This window comes from Photobacterium sp. R1, assembly GCF_054600795.1.
The window spans coordinates 201,030-221,421 of record NZ_BAAHZP010000002.1 but is presented as its reverse complement, the minus strand read 5'-3'; the positions used below and the strand labels follow the sequence as shown (position 1 = coordinate 221,421).

Genomic DNA, 20,392 nt, shown 5'->3' with positions numbered 1-20,392 from the left:
CGCGCTGACGTACATCAAGCAAACCGTGGGTCTAAGTAACTTGAATGAAACGGCGGGGTTCCATCTGAAACATGTCCGGTCTCTGAATAGGGGATGAGGGGATGGATTGACAAAGAGAAAGGCAGCAAAGCTGACTAGTTAGACGTATTTCGGTGTGAACAATTTCTTGTGCACACCGAAAATAAAACACCACCTGTAAAGGTGGCACTTTGAAGATTTCAAATGCCCGGCATGGTTTCAGACGATCTGATTTCTGCCATTTTGCTTGGCTTTATACAGCGCTTTGTCCGCCACTTTCAGAACATTGGCCGTTCTGGAATCTTCCTGACTGTCGGCGACACCAATACTCACTGTAATTTGCACGGTTTCCTGATTTTTCGTAGTGCCGCGTTTCCTCTTGCCTTCGACATCATTCAACGGGCGTGTCTCAATATCCCGGATATGCATCGGATAGTTCGCGATAGCTTCACGTAATTCTTCCAAAGCCTCTAAACACTGGTTTTTACGCTTTCCTTTGAAAAGAATGGTGAATTCTTCTCCGCCATACCGATAGACATCGGCTTTGATGTTGATATTCAGCAAAAACTGCGCAACCAGCCGAAGGACATCATCCCCGGTTTTGTGGCCGTATTGATCATTAAACTGCTTGAAATGATCAACATCCAACATCGCAAGTGTATAGGTTCTGCCCAGATGCTTCAGTTCCGTTTCCATGGCCCGCCGGCCCGGAATCCCTGTCAGCGGATCAATAAATGCCAGCTCATGAGAACAGGACATCAGATTCAGCAAAAGCAGGCCGGACGCAACGGTAAAAGCAACACTGGAAATAAAAGGCTGCTGAAACTGGGCCAAGGTGAGCCCGGAAAACAGCAGACAGATAAATGTTGCCTGATCATAGCCCTGATTACGTTTCAGGATGATTGAAGCACTGGCACAGCTCAGCGACAGCAGCATTAAGATCAACACTAACGGTAAAGGTGAGAAGTCACCCAAAGTGTAGAAATAGGTTTGCCACATTTCTGTGTCCTGGTTGGGTTCAACATGCTTGACGAGCAGCCACCCCCAGGAGATCTGAAGGCCGAGTACGGCCAGATAAATCAACCCGAAACGTGAGAAAAGCCGTCGCTCGGGGATGAAATGAAGCTGAAACAGGTTCAAAGGCAGCAATATTGCCAGCAAGATATAAGTCAGCCCGGTTTTTGACTGAGCAAGCGGTGTTTGCAGATTCTGCTGGATCAGGTAATAGGCAAGCAGCATCAGCATCGCGCTGATTCCTGTTTTACTCTGATTGAACGGCTGGCACAGCATCATGACCAGGCTCAACAGGATGTAGGGAAGCAGCAGCAACACTTCTATATGCTGTGACATAAAAGCCACAATATCGCCGTGTACAGCAAACGTGCCTGTAACGAGTGCTAAAGGCATCGCGAAACGCATTTTAGCATTTCTAAATACTGAGAATGAAAATGGTTGCATTACAATATTCCCTGTCAAGGAGATATCATAGCTAACTTGATGCTTAATCCCAACAAATTTGAATGCCTGTATGAAATATGTCTGGTTAATATAAGGTACTGAATCATGGGCTATAGCTATAGAATGAAAAAGCCCTGCAAGATGCGGGGCTACAATATTAGTTTTTGCTAATTAAATAAGGGAAAAGGCGACGGATTTCTTCATCCGTGAGCGCGTTCATTTTTTCTATATTCCGCTCCGGTATAGCATCCGGATCGGGATAATGCGCCAGCACTTTTTCCATACTGTCTTCTCGAATTAAATGGAAGATTGGATAGGGTGCACGGTTAGTCAGGTTCTCAGCATCATCGGGTGCTGCACCATAGAAACAGTAATCAGGATGAAAACTTGCCACCTGATAGATACCTTCTTTTCCACACTGGCTGATTAGCGCCTCTACCATATCAAGAAACTGATTGTACTCGTCAAAATCCTGTAAAAGGTTCGGACAAACGACAAGGCTGGTATCAAGATCACATGCTGGGGTGTCATCCAGCCGTTTTATTTCTTGATAAATACCTTCCAGAAGTGCTTCCAGAGAATCAGTTTCATAAACAGCAATACGAATCTGTTCATTTCTTCGTGGCTTTGCTGCAAAAGGACACAAGTTTAGTCCAATGACAACATCATCAAGCCATTGTTCAACTTTGAGGAGATAAGACATGAGGCACCAGACTACTAACGTGTTACTCAGGTTGGATAGGGTATGATTTGAGCCAGAACGATATGGTTCGTCCTGGCTCTTGGTTTATCAGGCTTTTTCTGTTTCAGCCTGCTGATCTGCATTTTCCTGAGTAATAACTTCAGGGAACTGTTTGACTGGTTTTGCAACTAATTGACGGGTTGTTTCGCGAACTTCGGTCAGCACAATCTCAAAATGATCACCTAATTGGAATTCACGAACTTTATCAATGTTGATGATACCCAGATCACCGTTACACTCAATGCGTTGTTTATTATCCAGAACCAGCGGTGCAGGAATAAAGGCGGACGCGCCGTTCTCCAGGACACGTACACGCATACCAGCGCGGTTGATATCAAACACTTCTGCAGTGAATACCGTTTCTTCTTTCACGGCATCTTTCAGTAAGCGAACATACAGCCAGTCTGCAACATCACGCTCAGCCATGCGGTGACTGCGGCGATGTGTTGAAATTTCTTCACCAATCGTTTCATCTGGCGTCTGTACTGGTTCCAGGCCAGTGACAACAGCTTTCAGCATACGGTGGTTGATCATGTCACCGTATTTACGGATTGGAGACGTCCAGGTTGCATAGACATCCAGACCCATTGCAAAGTGTGCCGCAGGTTCGTTACCAACTTCACTGTACGCCTGGAACTTACGCAGACGGTTGTCCAGATAAGTTGTGTCCTGAGCGTTCAGCCAGCGGCGCAGCGCACTGAAACCGTCCAGTGAAAGCAGGGCTTCTTTTTCGAAAGGCGCATTTGCTTCTGTCAGGAATTCCATGGCGTTCTCCAGTTTTTCCGGATTGAAGCCGTTATGGAAGTTATAGACACCTTTCCCAAACTTCTCTTGCAGAATGCGGCCAGCACAGATGTTCGCTGTGATCATCGCTTCTTCGATCATCCGGTTCGCTGTACGGCGCGGATCGGTGTGAATCGCAATCACATCGTTATCTTCGCTCAGCTCGAAACGGTAGTCCGGACGGTCCGGGAAAACGACCGCATGTTTACTGCGCCAATCGCTGCGTGCGTTGGCAAAGGCTTTCAGTGCCTTGATTTGTGCTTCGATGACTGCATCCGGCGTCCAGTTTTCGGCTGCGCCATGTTCAAGATAATCAGAGACATTATCGTAGTTCAGACGTCCCTGCGAACGAACCCAGGCGGCAAAGAAGGTAATGTCATCACCAATCACACCATCTTTATCCACCGTGACACGGCAGCAAAGAGCAGGGCGTTTTTCATTTTCCATCAGTGAACACAGTTCATCACTCAGTTCACGTGGCAGCATCGGGATGTTGCGGCCTGGCAGATAGATAGTAAAGCCACGTTCACGGGCTTCTTTGTCCATGTCGCTGCCAACTTCAATATATGAAGTCGGATCTGCAATGGCGATGGTGATTTCAAAGCTGCCGTCATCTTTGGCAACGGTGTAAATGGCATCATCCATGTCTTTGGTGGATTCACCATCAATCGTGATGAACGGCAGATCGGTCAGATCTTCACGGACCAGACCTTCGTCCAGCATCGCCCAGCTGTCTTGCGGCGCTGGTTCTGCGTTTGGCAGATCGTGGCGGGCAAGGGTGACCCACCAAGGAGCAATTTTATCTTCGCTGTCTGTGATTTTTTCTTTAATTTCACAGAAGAAAGTTTTGTTTTCACCCACGAGCGGGTGACGCGTCATATGCGCAACAACCCAGTCACCTTCTTTCAGGGTTTCAGGGTTCAGACCTTTCACCGCCCGAGCTTTAATTGCATCTTTGAGTTGCGGATGATCAGGTACAACATTCAGACGATCTTTGATCAGTTTTACACGACCGATGAAACGGGTCAGATACTGTTCAACTAATTCTTGCGGTTCAGCAACGTCACGCTCTTTTTCCGTGCGGATGACAGCTACAACACGGTCACCGTGCATCACTTTTTTCATATAGTTAGGCGGAATGAAGACGCTGTCTTTGCCATCAACTTCCAGGAAGCCAAAACCGCGATCGGTTGCTTTAATCTGGCCTTCTTTCTTCGGAAGTGATTCTTGAATCTGTTTTTTCAGTTGTGCTAAAAGCGGATTATCTTGAAACATTATGCCTGGTCCCGGATTATGAACCGTCACACTATACGGATTAACAAGGCTAAAACCAAGGGTAATCCGATTTTTCAGCAGTCAGATCGGGTACTGAAACGCTAAAGCTGCCATCTTTTCCGCAACGCTGAATGTATCTTGAACGACTTGCCTGATGTCTGCGCCCGTGGAATAAATCTCATGTTTTGTTTACTGGTCAATAATATATGTATCAATAGTGGCAGAGAATTCTTTTTGACATGCAGACCTGAGCGAAACGTTTTCTTTAAATTATTGGTCACAAATATCGTAGAAAATCGTAATCATGATTTCGAAGTCCCTCATGAAGGTCGTTATTATCTTCGACTTGGAGTATTTTGTATTCTGTTTCACACCGATCAAATGAATGAAGACACATTGTCAAAGGAAAAGCATGCCGTTTAAACTCAACGATGAGTTGGATAAACTTGTTGATACGCTTGCCCGTCAGGCAAACATGGAGCGTTGGTGCCATCGTTTGCTGTCAGCATTGCATCATACACTGGACTTAACTTACCTGACTTTGTTAGTTGAGCAGGAAGGGCAGACCAGGGTACTGGCCAGCTGGATGGGGAATGAAGAGTTTAAGTATTATCTGCATCCTTTATCACTCTCCAATTATAATGGTGTCCCACCTGAACATCTGCTCGAAGTGAAACAGCTGAGGCAAGCCATCAGTACCGTTGCACAAAAACCGTTTAAGGCCATCTGGAACGACAAGCCAACAGAATGGCGGCGGGTACTTTTTCCGATCATTATGCATGAGAAGCCGGTCGCTTACCTGTATGCAGAAACTCAGTACCCTGAACGACTGGATGAAAACTTACAGGCTTTCGAACGGGTTCTGCTGCTGATTGCTTCTGATATCAGTGTACACATGCTCAGAGAAGAAGCGCTGACGCATAATATCAGCCGCCGGAGTGTGGAAGCTGAATTAGAAGTTCGGAATTACTCTTTGCGTGAATACCTCTCTTTATTAAAGCAGCTTCATGAAGTGACGCTGTCACTCGCGGAATCCTGCGATCTTGACAGCTTATATCGTACGGCAATTGAGTTAGGCAGAAAAAAACTGGGCATTGATCGTCTGGCAGTATTTCTGACAGATATTCAAAACTCCACTATGCAAGGAACATACGGCACCGATCCGGAAGGAAATCTGGTCTCCCGCTATTCTTTTGTCAGTGATATTCCAGATCATCCCTTGGTGCATGAGGCCCTGAGCCGGAAAGACGTTGTGGTCGTGAAGGAAAATGCGCCGCTTTATTTTGGCACACAACAGGTTGGCACGGGCTGGAATGCCATGATCTCGATGTGGAACGGTGATGATTGTATTGGCTGGGTTGCTGCAGATAATCTGATCAGCCAGCGCAGTCTGACAGAACATCAGAAAGAGATCATGAAGCTGTTTGGTGCTGCCCTGGGTCAGCAGATTGTGATCAAACGCAGTCATGAGGCGCTGACCCGGTTGAATGCTGAACTGGAACAGCGGGTCCAGTTGCGGACTCAGGAGCTGCAACAAACCAATAGAGCACTGGAAGAAGCGAATCGGCGACTGGAAGCCTGGTCGATGCAGGATGGATTAACCGGTGTCGCAAACCGGCGTTTCTTCGACCTGACCCTGAAACGTTACTGGCAGGTTGCAAGCCGGAAACAGCTGCCTCTGAGTATCATTATTCTCGATGTCGATCATTTTAAGGCTTTTAATGATACTTACGGTCATCAGCGTGGCGATGTATGCCTTAAACAGGTTGCAGTCACCCTGGAAAAGCTGGCGCATCATCATGAAAAAGCGATTTTCAGCCGTTATGGCGGTGAGGAGTTTGTTTGCCTGCTTCCGAATATGACCGCTGAAGCCGTTCGTGTGCTGGCTGATCAGATGCTGAACGCTGTTTTGCAACTGAGCATTCCTCACTCAGGAACACGGGAAGGGATCATCAGTATCAGTCTGGGATTGTATAGCCGGATCCCTTCGGAAGAGATACAGGAAGAAGTACTGCTTGCTGGGGCTGATCAAGGTTTATATCTGGCAAAACAACACGGAAGGAATCAATATTTTCAATGGGATGACACTATGAAGGCAGAGAAAGCTTACCAAGGTGTACATATCGCAGGCTGATTGAATAATAAATAAATGCTTAAGTTTTAATTTGTGACATCAATCAATTTTTTCTGGTAATTCAGCCCTGAATAGCGCACAATGCGCGCCTTAGTCGAGGCCCATGCTTGTGGATACAGTTGCTGAACCGTGTTAAAAGGCAAAGGGGCCCCGTTTTCGTTCGATCATCTATTGGGATCCCAATGCAAGAATCTGTTACAGAATTTCGCCAGTTAGAACTGGCCGACACTATTTTATCCGCACTTGACGCGATGGGCTTCGTAGCGCCGACTCCTATTCAGGCGGCTTCTATTCCACTTCTATTAACGGGTACTGATGCTCTGGGTCAGGCTCAGACAGGTACCGGTAAAACTGCAGCATTCTCACTGCCACTGCTGAACAAGATCAACCTGAAGCAACATAAGCCACAGGCAATCGTGATGGCTCCGACTCGTGAGCTGGCGATTCAGGTTGCTGCTGAGATCAAGAACCTGGGTCAGAACATCCAGGGCCTGAAAGTTCTGGAAATCTACGGTGGTGCATCTATCGTAGACCAGATGCGTGCTCTGAAATCAGGTGCTCACATTGTTGTTGGTACACCTGGTCGTGTAAAAGATCTGATCAGCCGTGACCGTCTGCACCTGGATGAGGTTCATACCTTCATTCTGGATGAAGCCGATGAAATGTTGAAAATGGGCTTTGTTGATGACGTGACCTGGATTCTGGAACAAGCACCAGAATCTGCTCAGCGCGTGCTGTTCTCTGCAACCATGCCACCAATGGTGAAGGAAATCGTTGATCGTTTCCTGCGTGAGCCTGCACGAATCGACGTTGCTGGTGAAAACCGTACAGTTGCCAAAGTAGAGCAGCAGTTCTGGGTAGTGAAAGGCGTAGAAAAAGACGAAGCAATGATTCGTCTGCTGGAAACTGAAGAAACTGACGCGTCAATCGTGTTCGTTCGTACCCGTCAGGATACTGAGCGTCTGGCTGACTGGCTGTCTTCCCGCGGTTTCAAAGCAGCTGCGCTGCACGGTGACATTCCGCAGTCTCTGCGTGAACGTACTGTTGATCACATCAAGCGTGGCGTCATTGACATTCTGGTTGCGACGGACGTTGTTGCCCGTGGTCTGGACGTGCCGCGTATTACGCACGTATTCAACTACGACATTCCGTTCGATGTTGAATCTTACATCCACCGTATCGGCCGTACAGGTCGTGCCGGACGTAAAGGTAAAGCAATCCTGCTGGTTCGTACAAACCAGATCCGTATGCTGCGCACGATTGAACGTGTGACCAAGTCACGTATGGAAGAAATTCAGCTTCCGATGCGTGATGATGTCGCTTTAGCGCGTCTGGATCGTCTGGGCAAAGAGCTGGAAGAGCAGAAAGAAAGCGCAAGTCTGGAAGCGTTTGTCGAGCTGGTTGAAAAGCTGCAGGAATCTGTTGAGGTTGATGCAACGACACTGGCTGCAATCCTGCTGAAACGTCAGCAAGGCAACCGTCCTCTGTTCTACAAAGGTCCGGATCCGATGATTGCTGCGATTGAGCGTGAGAAGCAACGTCGTGACCGTCGTGGCGAACGCGGTGAACGCGGTGAACGAGGCGAGCGTGGTGAACGCGGCGAGCGAGGCGAACGTCGTGAACGCCGTCAGTACAACGCTGCGGACTGGGATACCTATCAGCTGCATGTTGGTCGTGAGCAAGGTGTTCAGGTGAAAGATATCGTTGGTGCAATCGCAAACGAACTGGGCCTGAGCAAAGACTTCATCGGTGCGATTAAACTGGCACCTGAGCACACCTATGTTCAGCTGCCGAAGAAGATGAGTTCTGACGTTGTTGCACAACTGAAGAAACTTCGTATTCGCCAGAACGAAGCGAAAGCTGTCGTTGTTGAAGACAACGTTTTACGTGAACATCGCCGCGGTGGCCGTGAAGGCGGCAATCGTGAAGGTGGATTCCGTCGTGGTGGAAACCGCGAAGGTGGTCAGCGTGAAGGCGGCCAACGTGAAGGCGGCCAACGTGAAGGTGGTTTCCGTAATCGTCGTGAAGGCGAACGTCGTTTTGACCGCAACCGCGGTGGCGATCATCGTGGCAGCTTCCGTGGTGAACGTAACCACGGTCAGCGTCAGGAACGTAGCAAACCACGTTTCGACTGATTCACACCCATGTGAAACTTCAGAAATATCAAAGACCGGGGGATACCCCGGTTTTTTTATACCTTCATTTCGGTATACACCTCATCTGTTTTCAGGCTGTTCATTCCTGCGCTTTTAAATACTGCTGTTCAGAGAATCCTTATTGTTTTCTATGCTTATTGTCTGTGTCGTTATTTTGACATGACTACTTGCTGCTGCGACACCACAGCTTGTGTCACGGGGACTCGACGCAAACAGCAGCGACACATCATCCTCAATGACAAGTTCGTTCACTTAAAATAATTCTCATCAATGCACTGGCACCGGTTTAAATCTGTAATTCTTATTTTATTTTTAATTAAATTAGAATATCCCTGAAAACAGATGAATTCTTTATTTTAGAAAGTGCTTTTTTATAATAAACTTTAATTGTGATAATAATTTTATTAATTATTGATATTCACCTCAACTTATGAATAATAACTTGATTTTAAAATTTAAATTTAAACATGTTGTGAATAATGAATCATAAGGGTTGAAACTAATGCTGAAAGGAATATCCATTCGAAATCAGGTTCTTACTCCTGTAATCATATCAGCGATATTATTACTTACTTCTGTGGTTATATCCCAGAAGGTATTAGTTGATACTGTCAGTGAATTAAATTCCGCTTCTCAACAATCTTTATCTTTAAAAGATAATGTAGCGCAGCTGATTGAAAGTACATATGCAATGCGTGTTGGCGCGATTTATGCGCTTTATGATGAAACCCAGCTGAACACACTCCGGGATACACTGGCACAGCGGGAAACTGAAATTAAACAATTGCTGCCTGCACTCAAACATTTCCAGGGAGCTGCACCTGAGTTGGCTTCACTGGAAAATGCTGTGGATGATTATCTGATCTACAGCCGCCAAACCATGCTTGAGGTGCTGAAGCAGCGGCACAGTGGAGCCATGTCGGATCAGGCGTTCGACGCATACGTGGTGCCATATCGTAATAAAGGAAATGTGCTGATTCAGCGGATTGAGGCGCTGTCTCAAAAGCTGAATGATTTATCTTCGGCGTACATGAGCCAGCAGGTTGTACATCACGAGAATGTCCTGTTCTGGAGCTTACTGGCCAGCATTGGCACAATTATGATTGGATTATTTGCAGGCTGGTATTTGTCTGGTTTTATTGCGAAGCCGCTTTCTTCGCTCAGTAAAGAGATGCAGCAATTTGCAAAAGGTGAATTGGAAATCTGCGCTTATTTACCGGGGACGAACGAACTGAGCCGGCTTGGACAAAACATCGATTCAATGGCTGTAAACCTACGCTCAATTGTTTCTGGTCTGCGTCATATCGGAGACAATACTGCGGCATCAACCTCTGAACTGGCAACAGTGATGAAGGAATCTGAACACAATGCCGTGCGGCAGAGCCGTGAAATTGAGTCGATTGCTTCTGCAATCGAAGAATTGGCGACATCCGCCAGAGAAGTCTCCGGAATGGCATTTCTGGCGGATGAGGGAGCGAAATCAGCTGTCCAGATCACGGGAGAAGGTGAACAGATGTTCAGTCAGGTTTCTCAGGCAACGCTGCAGATGAGTCAGGGTGTCGGAGAAGCCGTTGTCGAAATTGGGGAGCTGGAGCAAGCATCCGCTCAGATCAGCGGAGTGCTCGAAGTCATTCATGCTATTTCTGAGCAGACAAATCTGCTGGCTTTGAATGCGGCCATTGAAGCGGCCAGAGCAGGAGAGAGCGGACGAGGCTTTGCGGTCGTTGCCGATGAAGTTCGTCAACTGGCAGCCAGAACGCAGCAGTCGACCGGCGATATTCAAAAAATCATTGAAGAGCTTCAGGTTCGTTCACAATCAGCGAGTCAGTCAATGAGCCGGATAGCTGAACTGCTGGAAAATAATATGCATCTTGAAGAAAGAGCATCGCAGGCATTGGGCAAGATTAAAGAAGCCATTACGCAAATTGGAGATTTGAACCATCAGGTTGCGGAGTCGTCCGATCAGCAAACGGAAGTGACACAGACAATCAACGAAAATCTGGCCAACATTCATGATATCGTTTCGACAAATGCGACTGGGATCAGTCAGTGTGCCTCTTCAAGCCGGGAGATCTCGCAATTGGCGGAGAATATGGCTCATCAGCTGCAGTTCTTTAAATTATCGAAGTAGTGCGTCTTTCTGAAAAGTAACGTGATGAGCGAATGAAGCCCTGGCGGATTACTCGGACACCACTTGTGCGGGTTCCTGTTGCACCAGGGCACTTTTGTTCTGCTGGTCGATTTCCTGAACGCGTCCGATTAAATAATCTTTAAAATTTACGCAACGGGCCGGCATATATTTACGTGGTTTGAAGTAAAGATTGAGTTCGAACTGGCTGCTGACATAATTTTTGAGAATTGCCTGCAGCCGGCCTTCCTTTAAATCATTGCTGACCAGGCTATAGGGCAGATAAGCAATGCCGCCCCCGGCAAGGGCAATATTTTTTAAGATTTCACTGTCATCTGCTTCGACCGTTTGTGCAATTTCAACAGAGTTATATTCTCCGTTCTGCTCGAATATCCATTTATTGCCGCCCACAAGAGTGGTCGCATACAGACAAAAGTGACTTTTCAGCTCATCAGGTAATACAGGTTCGCCGTGATGTGCAATGTATTGTGGTGAGCAGCAGGCAATTAACGGTTCACGGAGCAGGGAACGTTTGACCAGCAAACTGTCTTTATCCTGCAGACCCCGGTAGGTTGCATTGGCCCGAACAGCAAAATCGACATCATGGACATGATCAACTTCAAAAGCCGTCTCTATCACCACAAAATTGATAGACGGGTGAATCTGGACATATTCGCCAATGATCTGACTCAGGTAATATTTGGCGAATAAAGGCGTACTGGCGACCCGAATTAAGCCTTTATCCTCGTTGCTGAGGTTCTGAACTTCATTAAAGACATCATTGATCTGGCTGTTAATCAGACTGAATCTGTCATACAGGCGCTGCCCGGCCTGAGTCGGGGATATTTTTCGGGTGGTCCGTTTGAGTAAACTGACGCCCATGCTTTCTTCAAGCTCGGTCAGCCAACGGCTTCCGGCAGACGCAGAGATCCCGTACTGCTTTGCGGCTTCGCTCAGCGAACCACTTCGCACCACATGTAGAAAAAAAACTACTTTATCGAGCATGCTCTGCAACAGATCCTTGTTCAATTCCTTTCTTACATTTATAGCAAAGGCTTCGTTCAATACCAGTGAAGAGTTGATGAAGTCTTGGATGACAGTTGTAACTGATTGTTGAATAAGGAATCGGTAATGTTGACCTTGTGTCAGAAAATGATGTCATATCATGTTATTTCTATCTGTCATTTGATGATAATGAGGTGGGTTATCCTCGTATTAATCTATGTTTCAGCTGAATCTGGCTTGGCCCCATCCGGATGATCGCAAAGGTGAATTGCAGCTTTGAATGTAATCATTTGATTTATTTCATCTAAAATCAGGTATGAATGAAGTGAGCAGGGAAGCGGTGTGCCCGCACTGTATTCGATTTTCACTTCGGCATTTCGAAACAAGAGGGAAAGACTATGTTAGACAACAAGGTTTGCATTGTAACGGGAGGCGCGCAGGGCATTGGCCGTTGTATTGTGGAGACCTTTGCCAGGCATCAGGCTGCAGTCGTGTACGCCTGCGATATGAATGCAGCTGCAATGGCTGATTTGGAGAAAACTTACAAAAATGTGAAAGCCATTGAGTTGAATGTTTGCGATCGTGACGCGATTACCCGCTTCATTGATGCGATTCGCAATGAGTCTGGTCGTGTAGATGTACTGGTCAATAATGCCGGGATTACCCGGGATAACCTGATTGAGAAAATGTCGGTTGAAGAATGGGACATGGTCATTGACGTTAACCTGAAAGGGGTTTTCAACATGACGCAGGCGGTTGCGCCACTCATGATGGAACTAGGAAGCGGCTCAATTATCACGATGTCTTCCGTTGTGGGCACGGATGGTAATATTGGCCAGAGTAATTATGCCGCAACGAAGGGCGGTGTTATTGCAATGACGAAAGGCTGGGCGAAGGAATTTTCCCGCAAAGGTGCTCAGGTCAGAGCAAACTGTATTGCACCAGGATTTATTGAAACACCTTTGACAGTCGACCTGCCTGAGAAAATTCTGGATTATATGAAATCGAAAACCCCGCTTCAGCGAATGGGGCAGCCGCAAGATATTGCAAATGGTGCGTTATTTCTGGCAAGTGAACAGTCATCCTTTATTACCGGGCAGACACTGAAAATTGATGGCGGACTGGTGATTTAAGTCGCTGTAGTATTTATGCCTGTTGCACACAAAAGCCTTGAAAAATCGAGGCTTTTTTGTTTTTGAGTCAACGAATTGCGATCATGATTCAAGAGTCTGGAAATGGTCAACTGTCCTATTCAGACAAGGGATTACACAAAGTGTAAATATGCATAAATTTTCTTTAACTATGACCTTCAACACCGTATTATTTTGCCACTTTGCAGGTTTTTGAGGTTGTGAGAGTGCTTTCTGGTTTTGTTTCGCCAAGTCTGCTGTTGATTGTTGTGGTGTGCTTAATCACCCTGGCGATTGCGCTGCAAAAACAGTGGCTCTGGCTGACGCGATTCTCATTGGCCGGTCTGCTTATTGCTGCTGCGATGGTGGCGAAATATCAGTATCAGGACTTGCAGTCAGTTGGTTCTTGCCTGAATCGTCTGGAAAATCCCCGCTCAATTCAGCATGGTTGCATGCGCGTCGATTAAACGATATCTCGCAGAAGATATGTGACCTGATTTATACCCTTGTCATTTTTTTATCCCCCTCTGTCATTTTGTTGTTAACTCTTCGCTGCGATGCTGTTATTTGCATTTTGAATCGCTAAGCTTGCACAAAAAGCAAATGGAGCAGTTTCATGAAAAAGGTTTTGATCGCTGGGATGGCAAGTCTGGTGCTTGCTGGTTGTGGTTCCGGCTCTGACGATCAGGCGACAGGTAAAATTTCTCTTGGCATGTCTGATGCACCTGTTGATGGTCTGAAGAAGGTTTGTGTCGCTTTCGATAACATTACTGTGCACCACACAGGCGGGAGCGAATCATCCTGGAGTGCGACTTCTTTCGCAGCGGATCAGAGTTCAGCGACCTGTGTTCCTGATGGATTGAGCATTCCGGAAGATGAAAACGGTCAGCCAAAATTCATGGTTATCAATTTACTCGACTATCAGGGCAGTAAAGCACTGCAGGTGTTGAGTGATGAAGTGTTACTTGCTGGTCAGTATACGCAAATGCGTTTGTCTGTACTGGAGAAAGGCAGTTATACCGATGGCACACCGTATTCTCATGTGGTGACTGATACGGATGCTGTGGAAGGAATTCGCGTACCAAGCGGAGAATTGAAACTGGATGGTTTCACGGTGGAAGCGGATTCAACTCAGGCATATACGATTGAATTTGATCTGCGCAAGAGCATGGTCCTGAATGCAAATGGCTATCAGCTGAAGCCTCGCGGCGTACGTGTTGTTGAAAATACAGCGGTTGCGACGATTGGCGGCACTGTAGATACAGCGCTTTGCAGCAATGATTTGTCGAATGCCTTTGTTTATATTTATCCGTTATCGAATGGCGGTGAGTTCGGAGATCTGGGTTCTGAGCATGAACCACTGACTTCGGCAGCAGTTGATCCGGTCACAGGCCAGTACTCTGTGGGCTATCTGCCGCTGGATACTTATGACCTGAATCTGGTCTGTAATGGGAACGAAGACGATCCTGAGCAGGCCAATGATTTGCTGACGGTCGAAACGACCATTTATGATCAGATCTTAGGTACTGATGGCCTGACCGTAAACTTCTGACAGATCTCGATAAAAAAACCGCCGGAAGGCGGTTTTTTTATACCTGATTATTTCGCTGAGCCCAGCTGCCAAGTATCACAAAGGTACCCAGCACCACAGCTAACAGCCAAAGGTTGCTTAACCCTGCCAGTTTTGTGGCTAACCAGGGTGAAACGGCAACAATCAACAGGCCGTAGCCAAAAGCATTGACGAAAATAAAAGCACAGGTGCGGATGAGAAAGTTGGTTCCCGACAGGTAACGCCTCATGATCATGTTGATATCCGAACCGAATACAACAAGTAAACATGCCATCATCGCCATTGAAATATCATTGATCCAGGGACGCATCCACTGACCAGATTCAGCTAAATAATGTAGTACTGTATCCATAACTGATTGTTATCAAACAAAAGGAGCAATTGGTGCCGGACAGGATACGCTGAGTCAGAGGAACGATGAATGTCACTGTCAGTGAGATGCAAAGAAGATCACAGATTGAAATTGCTTTCGTCCTGACTTCAGGTTTGGTTTTGCTGGACATTTGCAGCTGAAATCAGAGAATAGGGAAAGCGTAATTACAGCGAAAGACAGTTATGTTACACATTTCGAATGCCGTTCAAATCGCGGACTGGGAAATTGAAATTTCAGCGATTCGTGCTCAGGGAGCCGGCGGTCAGAACGTCAACAAAGTTTCAAGTGCTATTCACCTGCGTTTTGATATCCATCGCTCCAGCTTGCCTGATATTTATAAAGAAAAACTCCTGAATTTGTCTGATCAGCGCATCACAAAAGACGGCGTGATCATTATCAAGGCGCAGCAGTTTCGGACGCAGGAGCAAAACAGGGAAGATGCTCTGCAAAGGCTGCAGCAATTGATTCAGTCGGCCATGAAACAGGAGAAGAAACGCAGAGCAACCAAGCCGACCCGGGCATCCAAGCAACGTCGAATGGATAAGAAATCACAACGCGGGCAGGTGAAGTCGATGCGAAGTAAAGTGAATTATTGATTGAAATAAAAAGTCTTTAAAAATGCTTGTTTATTCGCGTGGTGAAGGCTGGCATACTGAGGCCCTCTTCAAATTTTCTGATGATTCCAAGTGGTGATGACAAGGATGAAAAGTATTAATTCTGTCGCAGTCGTGGGCGGTACTCACGGCAATGAATTCAGCGGTATTTACCTGTTACGTCAATGGCAGCAAAATCCGCAGCGCATTACCCGGGACAGTTTCATAACGCAGACTCTGTTTGCGAACCCCAAGGCGCATGAAGAAAACAAACGTTACGTCGACAGTGATCTGAATCGTCAGTTTTCAGTGGAAGATCTGGCTAATCCTGAGCTGGCCAATTATGAGCAGAGCAGGGCAAAAGTGATGAATGAAATTCTGGGGCCAAAAGGTAACGCCAGAACAGACTTCATCATCGATTTACACAATACGACCAGTAACATGGGGCCAACACTGATTTTGCTTCAATCTGATGATTTCAACATCAAAATGGGCGCTTATGTGAAAGCCCGGATGCCAGAGGCCGTGGTTGTTTTTGAAGATCAGATCCCGCTGGCGGAACATAAGTTTGTCAGCTCTATCGCACAACAGGGCGTGATTGTTGAAATTGGTCCGCAGCCACAATCTGTGATTCGTCAGGATGTCCTGGACTGGATGGACGCCATGACCGGCCATATCCTCGATTACGTCGATTTATACAACAAAAACGAACTGCCAGCACTGCCTGAAACTTACGAAGCATACCGGTATACCGAAACGTTAAAACTGCCTGAAAATGCCAAAGGTGAACGGATCGGCATGGTGCATAAAAATGTGCAGGACAACGATTTCAAACCCCTGCATAACGGCGACCCGATTTTCACTTTATTCGATGGAACCGAGATTCACTGGGACGGAAGCTACGAAGCTTACCCGCATTTTATTAACGAAGCCGCGTATTACGACAACAATCTGGCTATGTCTCTGGCCGAAAAGATTACGGTTGCGCTGTAAAAATTCCGGTATGGATCGGCAACTGCTGACCTAACCAGCTCGCATTGACGGTATGATCAGCCAGTTCATTGGCAGAAACCGGATGGATCAGAACAGATAATCCCGCTCTGTTCTGGTCCAGCCATTCGACAAAACCAGTCCTGTTATCCGAAAAATGCATTTCAAACATGGGTTTATCATGGGGGCCCACCCGTCTTGGAACTAATGGAAAAATAGCCAGGATGTCATCAGCCCGTTCCCCGATAATTTTCTGACGAACCTGTTCAGCTAAGACTTGCTGAGATAAATCAAAATAGACGTGAGCGTGATACATAACTTTCTCCTTCAGTCGTTTATGCCTGCATGTTATCCCTCTGAGATATTATGACCAGCGCATGAAAGTGAAGCAATTATTCGAAAAATTCGATGGTTCAGTTTGCCGATTGCCGGGACAACCGCGCCGAGGTGGGCCATCATCTTACAGCGCTAATTCGAAAATGCCGGGTAGGATGTTCATCGCTATATGCGAAACCTGAACAAGGTCGCAAAAAGGGAGTTGAATCACAGGGAGCTCTGCTCAGAAACAAACGGATTCACTTCAAATTGCGCTCCCGGTAATTAGCTGATACAACACACATTTCACGCCAATACCAGACTTAATGTCAGGATTCAGAGTAAGGACACGTTATGAAAAAAGCCGTGCTTGTCATTGATGTACAGCGCATTTGTTTTGAGCCTGAGCCGCAGCCATTTGAAGCGGACGCGGTGGTTGCCCGGATCAACCAGCTGACTGCGTGGGCCAGAGATAATGCGTTGCCTGTGGTTTTTATTCAGCATGAAGAGCCAGGAACCGACATTGATTATCAGACCGATGGCTGGCAGCTGCATCGTGCGCTGGTGACCGCTGAAGGCGATCACTATGTCCGTAAAACAACGCCAGATTCTTTCCTGAATACGGAACTGAAAGCGACGCTGGATCAGCTTGGCGTGGATGAACTGGTGATCTGTGGCTACGCAACAGATTTTTGTGTCGATACCACTACGCGTCGGGCGGCTTGCTTAGGTTACGGTGTGGAACTGGTCTCAGATGCGCATACAACCCACGATAAGCCTTATGCGACGGGTGAACTGATCCGTAAACATCATACTTCTGTGTTGTCCTGGGCAGAGAGTTTCCCGAAACGGATTATAGCGGTGCCGACGGCTGAGCTGATTTCAGGCTGACTTGGCTTGAAAAAACAGGGATGAGAAAGGGGGAGGAGAGTCCTCCCCCGGTGACAGAGCAGACGGGGGACCGTTCAGGCGGAAGACCGGTCAGGCGGATTGATAACCCATCAGTCCCAGAAGTTCCTGAGCCGTTTCGATCGCCTCATTACGGTTAGCGATATTCAGTTTCTGATACAGATTTCGGATGTGAGTTTTGATGGTTGTCGCCGCCACATCCAGTTCCGATGCAATTTGCTCATTGCTGTATCCGGTGTAAATCAGTCCCAGGACCTGCCATTCCCGTTGTGTCAGCGGGCTGGTCCGCACAAGCTCTGGTAAGTCAGGCAGATTCAGAAGCTTCTCTACAAATGCTTCATCAAAGTGAACCAGACGATGTCTTTCTTTACTGCTCATATCACGAAGCAACTGACGGGCACGATGTAGTGACAGCTCATTCAGCATCTTGTCATCAACCAGTTCCTGCAGCAGATCCTGAATATCATTAGCCGCGATCAGGAAATTGCCCACCATGCCCGTGCTGTTGGTCAGACGGAGTGCTTCCGTCAGGTGTGCCAGTGCAGACGAACGATCGCCGGCATGTTTACTGATCACCGTCTGAAGAATCAGGTTTCGGTTGCGATCGGTCACCAGCTGATGCTTATCGCAGCTTTCGAGCAGCATTGTGAGGATGTTCTGAGCCTGTTCAATCTGGCCGGTGATCAGGTTGGCCAGCGCCAGATTTCGCCATTGTTGCTGTTGAAAGTGATTACAGGAGCCGTCCGGTTTAACAGCCTGACGCAGCCATTTGCCGACGCTGTCAATATCTTTGATTTGCTGCCAGTACAGCAGGTTGGCAATATCGGCATTCGCGCACCAGTCAATATGATATTCGGCACATTCCATCAGCTCATTACAGCGCTGCAGATAACGGGCTGCTTTGTCTTGCTCACCACGGGTAACGGCAATACGGGCAAGCATGGAATAGGCCTGTAATGATTTCGTATCGTCATATGGTGCGAGAACGTCCAGACTCTTGAATGCGGCTTCTTCAGCCTCATCAAGCCGGTTCCAGCACCAGAGAATTTGTGCTTTCAGCCGCAGCAGGAACTCATGCAGCGGCACCTGTTGAAGATGCTGATCTTTGACCAGTTTAAAGGCCTGCTCAAGCAGTTCAAAAGCGGGCTGAACGGCACCCTGCGCCAGCAGAATTTCACTCTGTTGCAGCAGTGCCCACAGGGCCTGATGGTATACGTGGTACTGCCGGGCCATCTTTTCCGTTTGCTGCATCATCGGCAGGGCGCGGCTGAGGTTCCCCAGACAGTGATGGACTTCACCCACGACAGACGTTGCGACAATCCGGCTGCGGTATGTTGTCGCCGGTAGTTGACCGAGTGCCTGTTCTGACAGCAGTAAGGCTTCTTCCGGTTGCCCCTGATTGATGGCAACCTGCGCCCGCAGTGCATTCAACTCCCCCTGAAGTGCATCGTCAAAAACGATGTTGTTCGCCAGCATTTCGGCTTCGGATTCCGCAATTAAGTCTCCGACTTCATGATAGCGGTGCTGACTCTGAACCAGCCAGAGTCTGAGCAGAATCAGGCGCGGGCTGCTGAACAGCATCGATTTGTCCAGCGAAGCAATGCATTCTTCCAGCAGTTTCAATTCGCCGTGGTGGAACATATTCCAGCCGTGATCCGACAGGATGGCCACCATCAGTTCATGATTGCTGCTCTTGCGGACATGATAGAGAGCCTGTTGCGGACTGTTCTGATTCAGCCAGGCCTGAGCCGCTTTGTTATGCAGCGCCATACGCTGTTCAGGGATATGTGCATGGCGTTTGTGACGCAAAAATTCAGCAAAAAGATGGTGGAAGCGGTACCAGTTATCTGCCCCTTCCAGCGGGCTGATAAAGAGTCCGTAGCGGTTCAGTAATTCCAGCTTCATCAGCGCATCGCTGCGCCCGGTTAAGTCCATTACCAGTTCGGCATTGAACATATCCAGCACAGAGCACTGAAGCAGGAAGGCGCGGGTGTCTTCATCGAGCAGGTCAAACACCTCTTCCGCAAGATAATCCCACAGATGGCTGCGGTTAAAATTTGCCAGCGACAAAGCTGACTCAGCCAGATGATTGGGGCGCTGCTGGGCATGAAGCGCGATGAGCTGAAGTGCAGAAGGCCAGCCTTCAACCTGAGCACGAAGGCTGCTGAGTGCGCTTGTTTCTAACTCGTTCGCCACACGTTTGCTGAAAAAACGGGTCGTTTCTTCTTCATCAAACGCCAGCCATTCGTGATCGACTTCGATCAGTAAATCCCGGACACGCAGGTTTGCAGTGCCCAGCGGAGGCAGGCTGCGGCTGGTAACGACCAGAGTCAGCTCATCCGGCATGTTTTTCAGAAAGAAACGCATCCCGTCGTGGATATCTTCGTTGTGGATGACGTGATAATCGTCGAGCACCAGAAAAGTCGGGTGAGGGTAATCCTGCAGTTCCGCGAAGAGTTCGCCGAACAGTGTGCTGAGGCAGGCAAACTGTCTGCGTTCTGCCATGGCTTTTGTTTTCAGGCAGGCATCATGCGTGGCCTTGTTCAGGGCCTGAAGCAGGTAATTGGCAAAACGAAACGTATCGTTGTCATTGTCATCGAGATTAAACCAGCCCGTATGCGGATGTTCGTTCAGCCACTGTGCCGCCATTGTCGTTTTGCCATATCCTGCCGGAGACCGGAAAAGCACCAGCCTGTATGCAGGGGCATGTTGCAGCAAATCCAGCAACCGTGGTCGTAAAATAGCGTTGTGCAGGCGTGCCGGGCGGGTCAGCTTTGAAGGTATCCACATAATTCTGATTATCTATATTGTGA

Annotated in this window: 16 protein-coding genes; 9 read left to right on the top strand and 7 right to left on the bottom strand. The window is 47.7% G+C overall.

Annotation, left to right across the window (positions count from 1 at the left end; all coding sequences use genetic code 11):
• Nucleotides 1-237: 237 nt before the first annotated feature.
• The 3 genes from ACYP03_RS03970 to ACYP03_RS03960 all read right to left on the bottom strand — a co-directional run bounded on the left by ACYP03_RS03970 (nt 238) and on the right by ACYP03_RS03960 (nt 4,276).
• Nucleotides 238-1,425 carry a GGDEF domain-containing protein gene (locus tag ACYP03_RS03970; protein WP_248142494.1) on the bottom strand — a complete coding sequence of 396 codons (1,188 nt, stop codon included), beginning with the start codon at nt 1,423-1,425 and terminating at the stop codon, nt 238-240.
• Nucleotides 1,426-1,633: 208 nt separating this feature from the next.
• Nucleotides 1,634-2,179, bottom strand: a complete 546-nt coding sequence (locus ACYP03_RS03965) for a DUF1415 domain-containing protein (RefSeq protein WP_330959918.1) — start codon at nt 2,177-2,179, stop codon at nt 1,634-1,636.
• Nucleotides 2,180-2,266: 87 nt separating this feature from the next.
• Nucleotides 2,267-4,276 (bottom strand): exoribonuclease II, encoded by a 2,010-nt coding sequence (locus tag ACYP03_RS03960; protein ID WP_330959919.1) that lies wholly within the window; start codon nt 4,274-4,276, stop codon nt 2,267-2,269.
• Between the two features lie 412 nt (nt 4,277-4,688).
• On the opposite strand from ACYP03_RS03960, the gene ACYP03_RS03955 reads away from it, so the two are divergent.
• The 3 genes from ACYP03_RS03955 to ACYP03_RS03945 all read left to right on the top strand — a co-directional run bounded on the left by ACYP03_RS03955 (nt 4,689) and on the right by ACYP03_RS03945 (nt 10,697).
• Nucleotides 4,689-6,410, top strand: a complete 1,722-nt coding sequence (locus ACYP03_RS03955; RefSeq protein WP_330959920.1) for a sensor domain-containing diguanylate cyclase — start codon at nt 4,689-4,691, stop codon at nt 6,408-6,410.
• Between the two features lie 182 nt (nt 6,411-6,592).
• Nucleotides 6,593-8,545, top strand: a complete 1,953-nt coding sequence (locus ACYP03_RS03950; protein ID WP_459778571.1) for a DEAD/DEAH box helicase — start codon at nt 6,593-6,595, stop codon at nt 8,543-8,545.
• A gap of 712 nt (nt 8,546-9,257) precedes the next feature.
• On the top strand, nt 9,258-10,697 hold the full coding sequence (locus ACYP03_RS03945; RefSeq protein WP_459778570.1) for a methyl-accepting chemotaxis protein: 1,440 nt from the start codon (nt 9,258-9,260) through the stop codon (nt 10,695-10,697).
• A gap of 48 nt (nt 10,698-10,745) precedes the next feature.
• Here the strand turns inward: ACYP03_RS03945 and ACYP03_RS03940 are convergent, their stop codons facing one another.
• On the bottom strand, nt 10,746-11,699 hold the full coding sequence (locus ACYP03_RS03940) for a LysR family transcriptional regulator (RefSeq protein WP_248142488.1): 954 nt from the start codon (nt 11,697-11,699) through the stop codon (nt 10,746-10,748).
• A gap of 398 nt (nt 11,700-12,097) precedes the next feature.
• On the opposite strand from ACYP03_RS03940, the gene fabG reads away from it, so the two are divergent.
• From fabG to ACYP03_RS03925, 3 genes are all read left to right on the top strand, one after another.
• A complete protein-coding gene (gene fabG, locus ACYP03_RS03935) occupies nt 12,098-12,832 on the top strand; it encodes a 3-oxoacyl-ACP reductase FabG (RefSeq protein WP_330959923.1) in 735 nt (244 codons plus the stop codon).
• Nucleotides 12,833-13,056: 224 nt separating this feature from the next.
• A complete protein-coding gene (locus ACYP03_RS03930) occupies nt 13,057-13,296 on the top strand; it encodes a hypothetical protein (RefSeq protein ID WP_459778569.1) in 240 nt (79 codons plus the stop codon).
• Between the two features lie 149 nt (nt 13,297-13,445).
• Complete coding sequence (locus ACYP03_RS03925) at nt 13,446-14,381, top strand: DUF4382 domain-containing protein (RefSeq protein WP_459778568.1); 936 nt, start codon at nt 13,446-13,448, stop codon at nt 14,379-14,381.
• Nucleotides 14,382-14,418: 37 nt separating this feature from the next.
• On the opposite strand, the gene ACYP03_RS03920 is transcribed toward ACYP03_RS03925, so the two are convergent.
• Entirely contained in the window at nt 14,419-14,751 is a 333-nt protein-coding gene (locus tag ACYP03_RS03920; RefSeq protein WP_248142484.1) for a DUF3392 domain-containing protein, read from the bottom strand.
• Nucleotides 14,752-14,954: 203 nt separating this feature from the next.
• On the opposite strand from ACYP03_RS03920, the gene arfB reads away from it, so the two are divergent.
• Entirely contained in the window at nt 14,955-15,368 is a 414-nt protein-coding gene (gene arfB / locus ACYP03_RS03915; RefSeq protein ID WP_248142483.1) for an alternative ribosome rescue aminoacyl-tRNA hydrolase ArfB, read from the top strand.
• A 105-nt stretch (nt 15,369-15,473) separates the two neighbouring features.
• Entirely contained in the window at nt 15,474-16,358 is an 885-nt protein-coding gene (locus ACYP03_RS03910) for an aspartoacylase (protein WP_459778566.1), read from the top strand.
• Here ACYP03_RS03910 and ACYP03_RS03905 read toward each other — a convergent pair.
• The gene (locus tag ACYP03_RS03905) at nt 16,342-16,671 is read right to left on the bottom strand and encodes a DOPA 4,5-dioxygenase family protein (RefSeq protein WP_248142481.1); all 330 of its coding nucleotides are present in this window, start codon (nt 16,669-16,671) and stop codon (nt 16,342-16,344) included. The two genes, ACYP03_RS03910 and ACYP03_RS03905, sit on opposite strands and share 17 nt — an antisense overlap.
• Nucleotides 16,672-17,024: 353 nt before the next feature.
• Between ACYP03_RS03905 and ACYP03_RS03900 the strand changes: the two genes are divergently transcribed.
• On the top strand, nt 17,025-17,561 hold the full coding sequence (locus ACYP03_RS03900; RefSeq protein WP_459778564.1) for a cysteine hydrolase family protein: 537 nt from the start codon (nt 17,025-17,027) through the stop codon (nt 17,559-17,561).
• A gap of 90 nt (nt 17,562-17,651) precedes the next feature.
• Here the strand turns inward: ACYP03_RS03900 and malT are convergent, their stop codons facing one another.
• Nucleotides 17,652-20,369: an HTH-type transcriptional regulator MalT gene (gene malT, locus ACYP03_RS03895; RefSeq protein WP_459778563.1), complete on the bottom strand. Its 2,718-nt coding sequence runs from the start codon at nt 20,367-20,369 to the stop codon at nt 17,652-17,654.
• Nucleotides 20,370-20,392 lie beyond the last annotated feature (23 nt).

Bases quoted from the DNA above. Each gene is read 5' to 3' on its own strand.
- ACYP03_RS03965 (WP_330959918.1), bottom strand. From the start codon at position 2,179: ATGTCTTATCTCCTCAAAGTTGAACAATGGCTTGATGATGTTGTCATT.
- malT (WP_459778563.1), bottom strand. From the start codon at position 20,369: ATGTGGATACCTTCAAAGCTGACCCGCCCGGCACGCCTGCACAACGCT.
- ACYP03_RS03970 (WP_248142494.1), bottom strand. From the start codon at position 1,425: ATGCCTTTAGCACTCGTTACAGGCACGTTTGCTGTACACGGCGATATT.
- ACYP03_RS03945 (WP_459778570.1), top strand. From the start codon at position 9,258: ATGCGTGTTGGCGCGATTTATGCGCTTTATGATGAAACCCAGCTGAAC.
- ACYP03_RS03900 (WP_459778564.1), top strand. From the start codon at position 17,025: ATGAAAAAAGCCGTGCTTGTCATTGATGTACAGCGCATTTGTTTTGAG.
- ACYP03_RS03940 (WP_248142488.1), bottom strand. From the start codon at position 11,699: ATGCTCGATAAAGTAGTTTTTTTTCTACATGTGGTGCGAAGTGGTTCG.
- ACYP03_RS03955 (WP_330959920.1), top strand. From the start codon at position 4,689: ATGCCGTTTAAACTCAACGATGAGTTGGATAAACTTGTTGATACGCTT.
- arfB (WP_248142483.1), top strand. From the start codon at position 14,955: ATGTTACACATTTCGAATGCCGTTCAAATCGCGGACTGGGAAATTGAA.
- ACYP03_RS03910 (WP_459778566.1), top strand. From the start codon at position 15,474: ATGAAAAGTATTAATTCTGTCGCAGTCGTGGGCGGTACTCACGGCAAT.
- ACYP03_RS03905 (WP_248142481.1), bottom strand. From the start codon at position 16,671: ATGTATCACGCTCACGTCTATTTTGATTTATCTCAGCAAGTCTTAGCT.
- ACYP03_RS03960 (WP_330959919.1), bottom strand. From the start codon at position 4,276: ATGTTTCAAGATAATCCGCTTTTAGCACAACTGAAAAAACAGATTCAA.
- ACYP03_RS03925 (WP_459778568.1), top strand. From the start codon at position 13,446: ATGAAAAAGGTTTTGATCGCTGGGATGGCAAGTCTGGTGCTTGCTGGT.
- ACYP03_RS03950 (WP_459778571.1), top strand. From the start codon at position 6,593: ATGCAAGAATCTGTTACAGAATTTCGCCAGTTAGAACTGGCCGACACT.
- ACYP03_RS03920 (WP_248142484.1), bottom strand. From the start codon at position 14,751: ATGGATACAGTACTACATTATTTAGCTGAATCTGGTCAGTGGATGCGT.
- fabG (WP_330959923.1), top strand. From the start codon at position 12,098: ATGTTAGACAACAAGGTTTGCATTGTAACGGGAGGCGCGCAGGGCATT.